A 12,272-nucleotide genomic window follows, 5' to 3' on the forward strand; every position below is an offset into this window, starting at 1 on the left:
GGGAGCCAGACCAGTAAACCCTGCAATGGCGGTGTATCTGAGCAACCTGGCTGCATGGTTTTGCGGCTGCTGCGCTCCTCAGGGCTACAAATATGGCGAACCCTCTGTAGCCGTTGACGAGTAGAACGAGGCTACGTCCGGCTGCGTAGCAGTCGTAAAACCATTCGGCCTCTGTGCTTCAGATACATCGCGCATACCCCTGTTTACGACTGCTGCGCAGCCGAACGCAGCCTTCGTTCCTCGGTATCTACAAAGTCTCTACAAATACCTCTGTGCTAGCGCAGCGCATAATCCAGCACGATCCCCACAAAAATCGCCAACCCCGCCCAGTGGTTATGCAAGAAGGCCTTGAAGCAGCGCTGAGGTTCGCGGTTGCGGGTGTACCAGTATTCCCACACAAAACACCCCGCAGCCCCCAGCAGACCAAGGTGGAACCAGCCACCCAGCTCAAAATGTGAACCCGCCAGCAGCAGGCAACCCAAGGCCAGGCCCTGCAAACTGAGGATAATCACGCGATCAGCATCGCCAAACAGGATGGCGGTGGATTTGACGCCGATCTTGAGGTCGTCCTCGCGGTCAGTCATCGCGTAGTAGGTGTCGTAACCCACGGTCCACAGCAGATTGCCGATATACAGCAACCAGGCCGCAGCTGGCAGGCTGCCGGTTTCGGCGGTAAACGCCATCGGTATGCCCCAGGAGAACGCGGCCCCCAGTACCACTTGTGGGTAGTAGGTGTAGCGCTTCATAAACGGATAAGTCGCAGCCAGCGCCAGCCCGCCGAATGACAGCCAGATGGTCGGCGCATTGGTGCACAACACCAGCAGGAAACTGACGCCCATCAGCAGCGCAAAAAACACCAGAGCCTCTTTGCTGCTGATTTTTCCGCTGGCCATCGGCCGTTGTTCAGTGCGTTTGACGTGGCCATCCACCTTGCGATCGGCAAAGTCGTTGATCACGCAACCGCCAGCCCGGGTCAGGATCACGCCGAATACAAAGATCAGCAGGTTGCTCAGCGAAGGCACGCCCTTGGCGGCGATCCACAGCGCCCACAGGGTCGGCCACAGCAGCAGATAGATGCCGATGGGCTTGTCCATGCGGGTCAGCTGGATAAAGTCCCAGGCACGCGGGTTGAGGCGGTTAAGTGATTTGAGCAGTCGCGTGTACATCAGTTGTTCTCCGACCGGGTACTGAGGGCGGTCCACAGTTTGGGTAAAAACACTTCGGCCACCAGCACGCTCAATCCTCCGCGCACAAAGCGCGAGCGGCGGGCCCACAGGTCATCGGCCTGGTCGACCAGCGGTAACCAGTTGCGCGGGTAGCGACACACCTGCAGCGCACCGCGCTCAAACGCCTGATCGCTAAACAGCAGTTCGCCCAATGAGCGGGTGCCCAACTCGTCCATATTCAGGCCGCCCGCTTCCAGCGAACCTTGAGCCGCCACGCTGCGGGCAAACACCCAGGGCTGGCCGTGCCCGCGCAAATACACTTCACGTACCCAGCCCTGAACCCCCAGGGGCAACTCAAGCGCCGCACACTCGTCCGGGCGCAATACTTGCCAGCCCTCAAAAAGCGGAAGCACGCTGAAGGAATTATCTGAAATTGCAGTGAGACGCCGAGTCAGGGAACCTTCGTCAAACAGCCAGTCGAGCGTCTGTGCGTCGGGCAGGTCAGAAAGCAGGCCTTGCTCAAGCCAGACGGGGGAGATCAGCGGATACGTTATGTGCGGCACGGTGGGTCATAATTGGCAACCAGTGAGGTCGGCGAGCTTATCATGCCGGTCCTTGAATGAGCGGCTCAGAGCCTGTTGGCACCATTGGTACTTGCATCTGCCGGTGGTCATCAGTACAAAACGCCCTGAATTTGACGAGCAACACGGCGCATATCAACAAGTCCGTGGTTTCGTCCCGGCCTGAATCCCTAGGAAGTACCCCGATGAAAAAGTGGCAATGCATTGTATGTGGTCTGATTTATAACGAAGCCGACGGTTGGCCTGATGATGGTATCGCCCCTGGCACCCTGTGGCAGGACGTGCCGGAAGACTGGCTGTGCCCGGACTGCGGCGTCGGCAAAATGGATTTCGAGATGATTGAAATCAACTGATCGACCTTTTAAAACCAGATTCACCCCTTGGAGATTGGAATGAACGCACCTGTAGTGATCGTAGGCACCGGCCTGGCTGGCTATAACCTGGCCCGGGAGTTTCGCAAGCTGGACAGCGAAACCCCGCTGCTGCTGATCACCGCCGATGACGGGCGCTCCTACTCCAAACCGATGCTCTCCACCGGCTTTGGCAAAAACAAGGAAGCCGACGGCCTGAGCATGGCAACACCCGAGGCCATGGCCACACAGCTCAATGCCCAGGTACGCACCCACACCCGTATCAGCGGGATCGACCCTGGCCACAAGCAATTGTGGATCGGCGAAGAGGCCGTACCCTATCGCGACCTGATTCTGGCCTGGGGCGCGCAAACCGTGCAGGTACCGGTGGAAGGCGATGCGCAGGGCGCGATCTTCCCGATCAATGATCTTGAAGATTACGCCCGCTTTCGCACCGCAGCAGCAGGCAAGCGCCGCGTGTTGATCCTGGGTGCCGGCTTGATCGGCTGCGAATTTGCCAATGACCTGATCGCGGGCGGCTACGAGGTTGACCTGGTGGCCCCCTGCGAGCAGGTGATGCCCACCTTGCTGCATCCTGCCGCCGCAGCGGCGGTCCAGTCCGGCCTTGAAAGCCTGGGCGCACGTTTTCATCTGGGCCCGCTGCTGACTCGTTTACAACGTACGGATGCCGGGCTGGAGGCGCACTTGTCGGATGGCAGCCTGGTGCCGTGCGATGTGGTGGTATCGGCCATTGGCCTGCGCCCGCGTATTGATATGGCGGCGGCTGCCGGGATCAAGGTCAATCGCGGGATCGAGGTCGATCGCTTGCTTAAAACCTCCCACGCCAATATCTACGCGCTGGGCGACTGTGCCGAAGTCGATGGCTTGAACCTGTTGTACGTGATGCCGCTGATGAGCTGCGCCCGCGCCCTGGCGCAAACCCTGGCAGGCAACCCGACTGCGGTGAGCTACGGGGCCATGCCCATTACCGTAAAAACCCCGGTTTGCCCGTTGGTGGTGTCTCCCGTACCCCGTGGTTGCGAGGGCACCTGGACTGTGGAAGGCCAGGGCGCCGATATCAAAGCGCTGTGCCGCGACGCAGACGGCAAACTGCTCGGTTACGCCCTGACTGGCGAAGCCGTTCGCGAAAAACTTGCGCTAAACAAAGAGCTGCCTGCACTTTTGGCGTAAACACGGCGCACTCTGTCACATATAGCATTGCCTTGGCTCAACAAAGCCTGTGCCGAGACTGGCGTCGACCTTGGCCGCGTGCCATTCTCACACCGGTCTGCCGCAGTTTAGAGCCTGCGGCGCCTTAGGCGCTGCTCCGTAGAGAGCAGCACGGACATAACAACAAAAAACCGTCAATGAGGCTTCATCATGCGTAAACCCGATCTCGCCGCAGCTATCGCTGAAAAGGCTGACCTAACCAAAGAGCAAGCCAACCGCGTTCTCAATGCAGTGCTTGAAGAAATCACCCAGGCCCTGCATCGCAAAGACAGCGTCACGCTGGTCGGCTTTGGCACCTTTATTCAGCGTCACCGTGGTGCCCGTACAGGCCAGAACCCGCAAACCGGCCAGCCGGTCACCATCAAGGCCAGCAACACGGTCGCGTTCAAGCCGGGCAAGTTCCTCAAGGACAGCGTCAATCCTTAAGGCACTGGCGTCCTGAAGAATGGGCAAGCTGGCGCTGCCGGCGGCCCATTCTTGATAAAACAAGGGCCGATTGTGCGGCCATAAGTGGCAAAACCCATCCCATCTACGCCTATCTATGCAGATATATGGCGTTCTTCGCTCAAATCGTTACACTGCGCCGGCCATTTTTTTATTCCCCCGAGGCCGCGTACATGAAATTTCGTTTTCTGCTCTGGATGCTGGGCTTTTTGATGGGCAAAGCCAGCCGCAAGAATCCTGCTTTCCAGCAACAACTGGGTGACAAGGATCTGGTGTTCCAACTGCAAACCCTCGACGGCAAAGTGGCCCGTCACTTCAAGGTAAAAAACCAGCGCATTACCAGCCACGGCGGCCTGTACCCCGAGCCTGCGTTTGCCATCGCCTTTAAAGATGCCGCCTACGGCTTCGCCACGCTGCAAGCGAAGAACAAGCAGCTGGCGTTTATGACCGGGATTCAGGACAAGTCGATTCAGATCAAGGGCAACCCGGCGCTGGTGATCTGGTTCCAGGGCCTGACCAAGTACCTCAAGCCGCGTAAAAAAGCCAAGGCTTAAGGTCAAAAGCCCCTCACTGTGAGGGGCTTTGGCTTTTCACGATTCAAGCCTGACCAAACTGCGCCGCCATCTCCCGCAGCAGCACCTCAGCTTCCAGCACTTTACCCACCACAGCCTCAGCTTTCTCGCGAGGCACGCCCAAACGCTCGAACAACGTATCCGGCAACGGCTCGCAAGCCCCATGCCCGATTCCGCGACTACGCAGCAACCCCAGCGCGACACACACCAGGTTCGGATAATGGGCATCCGCCCCGACATAGTCCGGGTCGTGCTGAAAACGCACAGCTATCGCCAACTCGTCCGGCATTTCCCAAAAGCGCATCAGCCAGGCGCCCATCTGCTCACGGCTGATGCCCAGCAAATGCTGTTCGATCAGGCTATGGCTGACATGGGGGTTGACCTCCAGATGACGGCAAATAAGCGAAAAGTGCGGCGGGAATACATGAGCCAGCAGCAAGTAGCCAAAGTTGTGCAGCAACCCGCCCAGGTAGGTCATGCCCACTTCCGGGCGTTGTTCCCGGGGCATGGCGCGGGTCAGTCCTTCAATGACCGCCGCGGTGTAGATCGACTGTTGCCAGTAAGGCGTACTCGATTGCGGATGATCCTTGGGCAAACTCAGGCTTTTGCCCAGCGAGAGGCTTAGCGCCAGGTTGATCACCAGATCGACCCCCAGTACCCGCACAATCGCGTCTTCAACCGAACGAATCTTGCTCTGTGATGCGTAGTACGAGGATGACGCCCAGCTCATGACCTGCGCCGCCAGCGCCGGATCGGTTTCCACTACGCTGGTAATTTCATCAATAGTGACGTCAGGGTCGGAACGTAAGCGCATGATGCGCCGAACACTCTCTGACAGCGGCGGCAGCTCGATGGTGGCTTCCAGACGCTGCTGGATTCGCCGCGCCGTAAAGGCCTGGACGGCCCGGGTGATGGCATCACCATCGTCCCCGCCGAGATCAAGCCTGATCTCACTCAAAGGCTCGCCAAAACAACCGGCGCTGGCGCTTTTCAGCAGGCGCTTGAAGTCTTCCCGGGCAATCTCCAGCCACTGGCCCGGCTGCCCGGCACTGATCAGCAACGAGGGTTGCAGCAGTAATTGCTCTTCATACAGGCACGGTGTATTGATCAGCGCTGGCAAGCCTGGCAGCAGGCTCAGGCCATGCTTGTCGAACAGCAGTTGCAGGCGATCCGGCGCAACCGCCGTCATACGCCGCCCGGTCAAATCAGCCAGCCGGTTCAGATCCAGCAGATGGCTCTGCGCAAACAGCACCATCAGGGTGCCGATCGAATCATCGAGCAGCACGGCCTGCACCTTGTGCGCAGGGTCGAGCCCCGAGTGCTCCGGGACTTCGCGATAGGCGATGGCCAAGTCACCGAGCATGCGCCCGACAACAGACGGCGTGCTCGCAACGGCAGGGGCGCTGGCAACTTCAGTCATGGTCTGCATCCGTTCTGTACAACTCAAATTTGATAAGCCGTCACTTGATCGGCCGATCGGCCATTTACTGAATGTTCTTTTACACCTGCCCGTATTGTTGGCCGTGACGCAGCCAGCGATCGAGCAACGGACTGACATGGCTTGGCCAACGCTCGATCAGGGCCTGGGCCGCCTCGCGTACGGCGGGCAGCAGGTCGGCATCGCGCATCAGGTCGGCAACTTTAAATTGCAGAAGACCCGTCTGACGGGTCCCGAGCATTTCGCCGGGACCGCGCAGTTCGAGGTCTTTTTCGGCAATCACAAAGCCGTCGTTGGTCTCGCGCATGATGCCCAGGCGCTGACGGCCGATTTGTGACAGCGGCGGGTGATACAGCAGTACGCAATGGCTCACCGCGCTGCCCCGGCCCACTCGCCCGCGTAGCTGGTGAAGCTGGGACAGGCCCAGACGTTCGGGGTTTTCAATGATCATCAGGCTTGAGTTGGGCACGTCCACACCCACTTCAATCACCGTGGTGGCCACCAGCAGTTGCAGCTCACCAGCCTTGAAGCGAGCCATGACTTCGGCTTTCTCGGCGGCTTTCATGCGCCCGTGGATCAGGCCCACGCGCAGCTCACCCAAGGCGCTGGAGAGATCTTCGAACGTGGTTTCGGCGGCCTGGCAGGTCATCTCTTCCGATTCTTCGATCAGGGTACACACCCAATAGGCCTGCCGCCCTTCGGCACAAGCGGCGCGTACCCGCTCGATCACTTCAACACGCCGCGTATCGACCACCAGCACGGTGTTGACCGGGGTCCGGCCGGGCGGCAATTCGTCGAGGATCGAGGTATCAAGGTCGGCGTAGGCACTCATGGCCAGGGTGCGCGGGATCGGGGTGGCCGTCATGATCAACTGGTGCGGGCACATCACCCCGCCCACGCCCTTGTTACGCAAGGCCAGACGCTGCTGCACGCCGAAGCGGTGCTGTTCGTCGATGATCACCAGCGCCAGGTTCTTGAACTGCACATGCTCCTGAAACAGGGCATGAGTGCCGACCACCATGGGCACGCCACTGGCGATTTGTTCCAGCGCTGTCACGCGCGCCTTGCCCTTGAGCTTGCCCGCCAGCCATGCCACTTCAAGCCCCAAAGGCTCCAGCCAGCGCTTGAAGTTGATGAAATGCTGTTCGGCGAGGATTTCCGTGGGTGCCATCAAGGCCACCTGATAACCCGCCTCAAGCGCCTGCAGCGCAGCCATTGCCGCAACCACTGTCTTGCCAGAACCCACATCACCCTGAATCAGACGCAGCATGGGCTCAGGCTGGCTCAGATCGTAGGCTATTTCGTTGCCGACCCGGGTCTGCGCGCCAGTCGGGGGGAAGCCCAGATTGGCGAGGTATTGCCCCGGCAGCTTCGTGGCCTTGGGCAAGGCCGGGGCCTGCTGGGAACGAAGGCTCTCGCGCAAGCGCTGCTGAGACAGTTGGTGGGTCAGCAGTTCCTCAAAGGCCAGACGGTGTTGTGCCCAGTGATGGCCCAGGGCGAGCTCCTCGACATCGGCATCAGCGGGGGGCTGGTGCAAATAGCGAATGGCTTCATCCAGCGGGGCCAGTTGGTAGTCCTTGGCCAGTTCCGGCGGCAACCAGTCGGGCAGGCTGCGCGGGCCAAGCATGGCCAGACTTTGCTGGCTGAGCTGGCGCAAGCGCTGCTGAGTCAGGCCTTCGGTCGTGGGGTAGATCGGGGTCAGAGTGGTGTCGACCGGCGGCGGCTCATCGCCAGTGATGGCACGGTATTCGGGGTGATAGATCTCCAGCCCCGAGGCACCAGGCCGAGCCTCGCCATAGCAGCGCACTTCAGTGCCGCGCTTGAGGCTTTCCTTTTGCGCATTGCTGAAGTGATAGAAGCGCAGGCTCAGGCCGCCGGTGCCATCGTTGATACGCACCAGCAAGCTGCGACGCTTGCCCATGACCACATCAGCGCCGATAACCCGACCTTCAACCACTGCATCCTGACCGGGGCGCAAGGCGCCAATCGGCACCACCCGGGTCCGGTCCTGATAGCGCAATGGCAAATGAAACAGCACGTCCTGGACGTTTTCCAGCCCGACCTTGGCCAATTTCTCGGCCATGGCCTCGCCCACGCCCTTGAGCGCGGTGACCGACACTTTCGACAACTCGGTCATCGGCAGGCTTACTTCGCAACGGGCGGCTTGGCCACCGAACACAGGCGGATAGAGTCGGCGAGGATTTCAATCGCCTTGGGCCGCGGGAAGCTGGCGCGCCAGGCGATGGCCACCGTGCGAAACGGCACGGGCGGGGTCAGCGGGCGTACGGCCAGGATGCCGGGGGCATAGTGGTGACTGTCGACAGCCGACAACGGCAGAATCGAGATACCCAGGCCTGAAGCCACCATATGACGGATGGTTTCCAGCGAGCTGGATTCCACCGTGGTGTGCATGGCGCCATCATTGCCTTTGGCCACGGTCGGGCAGGCTTCAAGCACCTGATCGCGGAAGCAGTGGCCTTCGCCCAGCAAGAGCAGGCTCTTGTCGTTGAGCAAGCTGGCGTCGATGGTTTCTTTTTTGGTCCACGGGTGCTCGCTGGGCATCAGCACGTAAAACGGCTCGTCGTACAGCGGCAGGGTCAGCACGTCGGCTTCCTGGAACGGCAGGGCGATGATGATCGCGTCCAGCTCGCCGTTGCGCAGTTTGTCGCGCAGCACGTGGGTGAAGTTTTCTTCGATATACAACGGCATCTGCGGGGCAACCCGGTGCAGTTGTGGAATCAGGTGCGGGAACAGGTAAGGACCCACGGTGTAGATCGCGCCTACTTTGAGAGGGGCGGTCAGCTGGTTTTTACCGGCCTGGGCCAATTCGCGAATGCCCTGGGCCTGCTCCAGCACTTTTTGCGCCTGAGCCACGATGGCTTCACCTACAGGGGTCACACGCACGGCACTTTTGCTGCGCTCGAAAATCAGCACACCGAGTTCGTCTTCCAGTTTTTTCACACCCACCGACAGGGTCGGCTGGCTGACGTGGCAACGCTCAGCGGCATGGCCGAAGTGCTGCTCTTGGGCGAGGGTAACGATGTAGCGTAATTCTGTAAGCGTCATAGCGGGCGTCCCTGTGGTTGCGGGCCAAGCATAGCGGCTGCAATCGATAGACGCACGTTATCAGACATTACCCTCAGAGCTACAGTAGCCAATCAAGGTATTACTGGTTTTTTATCCATACCGCAGATGCACAAAGGGCACCCTGAGGTGCCCTTTATGGTGTTAACGCCGACGTTTATCGATGGAATAAACGAAGGGTGCCACGATCTCGATGCTGCCATTGGTCAGCATCTCAGGCGGCGGCTTGGGCAACGGTTGTGCCCGGCGGATCATTTCCAGGGTGGCCCGGTCCAGATCAGCATTGCCGGAACGCCCTACCAGCTCGTAGGACAGTACCTTGCCTTCAGCGTCTACCACGAAGCGCAGACGGTTCAGGCCTTCCTTGCCACGGGATTGCGCAGCAGGCGGGTACTTTTTGTACTTGCCCAAGTGGCTCAGCAAAGTACCTTCCCAACTGGCCTTGGCGGCCAGTTGTTGCGCTGACGGCCCCAGGGCCGGTGCAGCGGATTTCTCGCTGGTGTTCTTGGTCGGCGTCGCGTCGCTTGGTTTCTCTTCTGAAGGCTTCTCTTTAACCGGGTCGGGTTTTTCCACAGGCTTGGGCGGTTGAGGCTTTTGCTTGGGTTTGACCGGCTTGGGTACAGAAATCTTCGGCTTGGGCGCTTCAGCCAGCTTGGGTATCGGCAACTCTTCCACCGGCGCCGGTGGTTGTGGCGGTGTCACCACTTTAGGCGGCGCAGGAGGAGGCGGTGCCGGCAGTGGCGCCAGATCGACCATCATCGCTTGCGGCGGAAGTTCGATCGCACGCGGGTTGGACCATTGCAGGGCAAGAATCACTGCCACTGCATGGACACCCAATACCACGGCCAGGCTGGTTGCGTAACGCGTCATCTTTTGGCGCGCTATGGTCATTTCTTGGCTGCCGTCTCAAGTCCGACCAGACCCACCTTCAAGTAACCGGCTGCGCGCAAAGCATCCATCACGCTCATCAGGTCACCGTAATCCACGCCTTTGTCGGCCTGGAAGAAGATCGTCGTGTCTTTGTTGTTGTGGGTCCTGGCATCCAGGGTCGGGCCCAGGGCTTCAACCGTAACCGGTTCTTCGCCCAGATACAGACGCTGGTCCGCCTTGACGCTGAGGAACACCGGTTTCTCAGGCCGCGGCGCCGGTTTGGCACTGGAAGCGGGCAGGTCAACCTTGATATCCACAGTGGCCAGCGGTGCTGCCACCATAAAGATGATCAGCAGTACCAGCATCACGTCAATAAAGGGGGTGACGTTGATTTCATGGTTCTCGGCGAGATCGTCATCGCCTTCTTTTAAATGCAGGCCCATGGCCGATTACCCCACTTTCACCATGTGCGGTTGCGAGCTACGCTCAGGCGGCAGGTGATCGAGGTCACGGCTAACCAACAGCAACACTTCAGCAGAGGCATCCGCCACCTGGGCCTTGTAGCCGGTGATGGAGCGGGCGAAGACGTTGTAAATCACTACCGCCGGGATCGCTGCAACCAGACCCAGCGCCGTGGCCAGCAGGGCTTCGGCAATACCCGGCGCAACAACGGCCAGGTTGGTGGTCTGGGTTTTGGCGATACCGATAAAGCTGTTCATGATGCCCCATACGGTACCGAACAGACCGACGAACGGTGCAGTGGAACCGATGGTGGCCAGCACGCCCGTGCCGCTGCTCATGTTGCGGCCGCAAGCGGCAACCAGACGCTCAAGACGGAAGCTCACACGCTCCTTGATGCCTTCCTTTTCGCGGCTATTGGCCGACAGGCGCATCTCTTCAAGGGCGTCCTGCACCAGCAGTTGGGCCAGGGTGCCTTCTTTACCGGCGGTTTCGCTGGCTTCTTTCAAGGTACGGGCTTTTTTCAGCTGGGCTATTTCAACCCGCAGACGACGCTTGGCACCCAGGACTTCGAAGCCTTTGGCGATCCAGATGGTCCAGGTGATGATCGAGGCGATTGCCAGGCCGATCATCACGATCTTGACGATGATGTCCGCGTTTTTGTACATGCCCCAGGGCGACAGGTCGTGGGCCATGCCCAGGCTGTTGTCTTCTTCGGCAATGATTTGCGGTGCGTCATCGGCCGGGGCAGCAGCACCCTCAACCAGTGTAGGATCAGTCGCACCTGGTGCAGCAACAGGTGCCGGAGCAGCGGCCTCAGTGGCAGCCTGCGTTGCCGGGGTAGCAGGTTCGTCGGCAAATGCCGCGACAGGTGCCAACATCAAGCTGAACATCAGCGCCGCAACCCCACGCCAGACGCGTGTTGGGCTCAAAGGCTGGGTTGGCGAAGCGGTGGGATGATTGCGTGTCATGCTAGCCGGACCTGAGGAAAGTAATGTGGTAATGCCCTACAACGCGGTGTAAGACCAAGGGCAAAATGATGCGTTATTATTGCAAGTAATTCTTGTTAACAAAAGCAATAGCATCTGTTTTTTTCGAAAGTCACGACTTAGGTCGTGTCTAAACACGTCGTTTTGTAACTTTTGATTAGGAATTTTGCGATGCCCAAAGCCTCTGTTTTGATCGCCGGGTGCGGTGATATTGGCAGCCGCCTGGCTACTCAACTGCTTGGCAATGACTGGCAGGTGTATGGCTTGCGACGCTCCATCGACCGGCTGCCTGCGGGCGTGACCGGGGTGGCGGGGGATTTGTTCAGTGAGCAATGCCCGGTGCAATGGCCAAGTGGCCAGATCGATTATCTGGTGTACAGCGCGGCGGCCACCGAGCATGACGAAGCCGGCTATCAGGCGGCTTATGTAGACGGGTTGAAAAACACCCTGAGCTGGCTTGAGCAAAATGGCCAGCGACCCAGGCGCCTGCTGTTTGTGTCCAGCAGCGGTGTGTTCGCCCAGAAGGGCGGGGAATGGGTCGATGAGACATCCCCGGCCGAGGCAACAAGCTACTCGGGCCGGATCATGCTGGATGCCGAGCAGGTGGCACTGAACAGTGGCATTGCGGCCAGCGTGGTACGCCTGACCGGGATCTACGGGCCGGGCCGTGAATGGATGCTGGGGCAGGTGCGCAAGGGCTATCGCGTGGCCGTCGAACCACCGCTGTATGGCAACCGGATCCATGCCGATGACGCTGCCGGGCTTTTGGCCTTTTTGCTTGAGGCAGATCGCCAGGGCAAAGCGCTGGATGATTGCTATATAGGTGTGGATAACGCGCCGGTGCCTCTGGCCGAGGTCGTTGGCTGGCTACGTGAGCGTCTGGGTATTACTGAATGGGCCGCTGAAACCAGCACCCGCCGGGCTGGCAGCAAACGCTGCAGCAACGCACGGGCCAAGGCGCTGGGCTGGGAGCCGCGCTATACCAGTTATCGCGAGGGGTATGAGCAGATTCTGGGAGGCAAGGCTTAATACATGCCTTGTGGGAGCGGGCTTGCTCGTGATGCAGGCAACTCGTTGTATCAGTCAGTA

General features: G+C 59.7%; 13 protein-coding genes. 5 read left to right on the top strand and 8 right to left on the bottom strand.

Translation table 11 applies throughout. From position 1 onward, the window contains the following. Positions 1-275 precede the first annotated feature (275 nt). On the bottom strand, positions 276-1,166 hold the full coding sequence (gene ubiA / locus ACZRMH_RS01580; RefSeq protein WP_464011857.1) for a 4-hydroxybenzoate octaprenyltransferase: 891 nt from the start codon (positions 1,164-1,166) through the stop codon (positions 276-278). Next, the gene (locus ACZRMH_RS01585) at positions 1,166-1,729 is read right to left on the bottom strand and encodes a chorismate--pyruvate lyase family protein (protein WP_464011858.1); all 564 of its coding nucleotides are present in this window, start codon (positions 1,727-1,729) and stop codon (positions 1,166-1,168) included. The genes ubiA and ACZRMH_RS01585 overlap by 1 nt, the downstream gene beginning before the upstream one ends. 203 nt (positions 1,730-1,932) lie before the next feature. Here ACZRMH_RS01585 and ACZRMH_RS01590 point away from each other — a divergent pair, with 203 nt between their 5' ends. The 4 genes from ACZRMH_RS01590 to ACZRMH_RS01605 all read left to right on the top strand — a co-directional run bounded on the left by ACZRMH_RS01590 (position 1,933) and on the right by ACZRMH_RS01605 (position 4,325). Further along, on the top strand, positions 1,933-2,100 hold the full coding sequence (locus ACZRMH_RS01590; RefSeq protein ID WP_003437744.1) for a rubredoxin: 168 nt from the start codon (positions 1,933-1,935) through the stop codon (positions 2,098-2,100). 39 nt (positions 2,101-2,139) lie between these two features. Continuing rightward, positions 2,140-3,288 (top strand): NAD(P)/FAD-dependent oxidoreductase, encoded by a 1,149-nt coding sequence (locus ACZRMH_RS01595; RefSeq protein ID WP_464011859.1) that lies wholly within the window; start codon positions 2,140-2,142, stop codon positions 3,286-3,288. Positions 3,289-3,477: 189 nt separating this feature from the next. Continuing rightward, positions 3,478-3,753, top strand: a complete 276-nt coding sequence (locus ACZRMH_RS01600; protein WP_016782719.1) for an HU family DNA-binding protein — start codon at positions 3,478-3,480, stop codon at positions 3,751-3,753. A gap of 191 nt (positions 3,754-3,944) precedes the next feature. After that, a complete protein-coding gene (locus tag ACZRMH_RS01605) occupies positions 3,945-4,325 on the top strand; it encodes a helicase (protein WP_464011860.1) in 381 nt (126 codons plus the stop codon). 43 nt (positions 4,326-4,368) lie between these two features. On the opposite strand, the gene ACZRMH_RS01610 is transcribed toward ACZRMH_RS01605, so the two are convergent. The 6 genes from ACZRMH_RS01610 to exbB form a co-directional block, all read right to left on the bottom strand. Further along, complete coding sequence (locus tag ACZRMH_RS01610) at positions 4,369-5,763, bottom strand: HDOD domain-containing protein (protein ID WP_464011861.1); 1,395 nt, start codon at positions 5,761-5,763, stop codon at positions 4,369-4,371. Positions 5,764-5,842: 79 nt separating this feature from the next. Beyond that, positions 5,843-7,918: an ATP-dependent DNA helicase RecG gene (gene recG / locus ACZRMH_RS01615; protein ID WP_464011862.1), complete on the bottom strand. Its 2,076-nt coding sequence runs from the start codon at positions 7,916-7,918 to the stop codon at positions 5,843-5,845. Between the two features lie 8 nt (positions 7,919-7,926). Beyond that, the gene (locus ACZRMH_RS01620) at positions 7,927-8,847 is read right to left on the bottom strand and encodes a LysR substrate-binding domain-containing protein (protein WP_464011863.1); all 921 of its coding nucleotides are present in this window, start codon (positions 8,845-8,847) and stop codon (positions 7,927-7,929) included. Positions 8,848-9,009: 162 nt separating this feature from the next. Then, a complete protein-coding gene (locus ACZRMH_RS01625) occupies positions 9,010-9,756 on the bottom strand; it encodes a TonB family protein (RefSeq protein ID WP_464011864.1) in 747 nt (248 codons plus the stop codon). Further along, a complete protein-coding gene (gene exbD, locus ACZRMH_RS01630; RefSeq protein WP_016782713.1) occupies positions 9,753-10,178 on the bottom strand; it encodes a TonB system transport protein ExbD in 426 nt (141 codons plus the stop codon). Before exbD ends, ACZRMH_RS01625 begins: the two co-directional genes overlap by 4 nt. Positions 10,179-10,184: 6 nt before the next feature. Beyond that, positions 10,185-11,165 carry a tonB-system energizer ExbB gene (gene exbB / locus ACZRMH_RS01635; protein ID WP_464011865.1) on the bottom strand — a complete coding sequence of 327 codons (981 nt, stop codon included), beginning with the start codon at positions 11,163-11,165 and terminating at the stop codon, positions 10,185-10,187. 189 nt (positions 11,166-11,354) lie between these two features. Here exbB and ACZRMH_RS01640 point away from each other — a divergent pair, with 189 nt between their 5' ends. Continuing rightward, positions 11,355-12,212 carry an SDR family oxidoreductase gene (locus ACZRMH_RS01640; protein WP_464011866.1) on the top strand — a complete coding sequence of 286 codons (858 nt, stop codon included), beginning with the start codon at positions 11,355-11,357 and terminating at the stop codon, positions 12,210-12,212. Positions 12,213-12,272 lie beyond the last annotated feature (60 nt).

This window comes from Pseudomonas sp. B414 (assembly GCF_055408445.1).

Bases quoted from the DNA above. Each gene is read 5' to 3' on its own strand.
- ubiA (WP_464011857.1), bottom strand. From the start codon at position 1,166: ATGTACACGCGACTGCTCAAATCACTTAACCGCCTCAACCCGCGTGCC.
- ACZRMH_RS01590 (WP_003437744.1), top strand. From the start codon at position 1,933: ATGAAAAAGTGGCAATGCATTGTATGTGGTCTGATTTATAACGAAGCC.
- ACZRMH_RS01595 (WP_464011859.1), top strand. From the start codon at position 2,140: ATGAACGCACCTGTAGTGATCGTAGGCACCGGCCTGGCTGGCTATAAC.
- ACZRMH_RS01600 (WP_016782719.1), top strand. From the start codon at position 3,478: ATGCGTAAACCCGATCTCGCCGCAGCTATCGCTGAAAAGGCTGACCTA.
- ACZRMH_RS01605 (WP_464011860.1), top strand. From the start codon at position 3,945: ATGAAATTTCGTTTTCTGCTCTGGATGCTGGGCTTTTTGATGGGCAAA.
- ACZRMH_RS01610 (WP_464011861.1), bottom strand. From the start codon at position 5,763: ATGACTGAAGTTGCCAGCGCCCCTGCCGTTGCGAGCACGCCGTCTGTT.
- recG (WP_464011862.1), bottom strand. From the start codon at position 7,918: ATGACCGAGTTGTCGAAAGTGTCGGTCACCGCGCTCAAGGGCGTGGGC.
- ACZRMH_RS01620 (WP_464011863.1), bottom strand. From the start codon at position 8,847: ATGACGCTTACAGAATTACGCTACATCGTTACCCTCGCCCAAGAGCAG.
- ACZRMH_RS01625 (WP_464011864.1), bottom strand. From the start codon at position 9,756: ATGACCATAGCGCGCCAAAAGATGACGCGTTACGCAACCAGCCTGGCC.
- exbD (WP_016782713.1), bottom strand. From the start codon at position 10,178: ATGGGCCTGCATTTAAAAGAAGGCGATGACGATCTCGCCGAGAACCAT.
- exbB (WP_464011865.1), bottom strand. From the start codon at position 11,165: ATGACACGCAATCATCCCACCGCTTCGCCAACCCAGCCTTTGAGCCCA.
- ACZRMH_RS01640 (WP_464011866.1), top strand. From the start codon at position 11,355: ATGCCCAAAGCCTCTGTTTTGATCGCCGGGTGCGGTGATATTGGCAGC.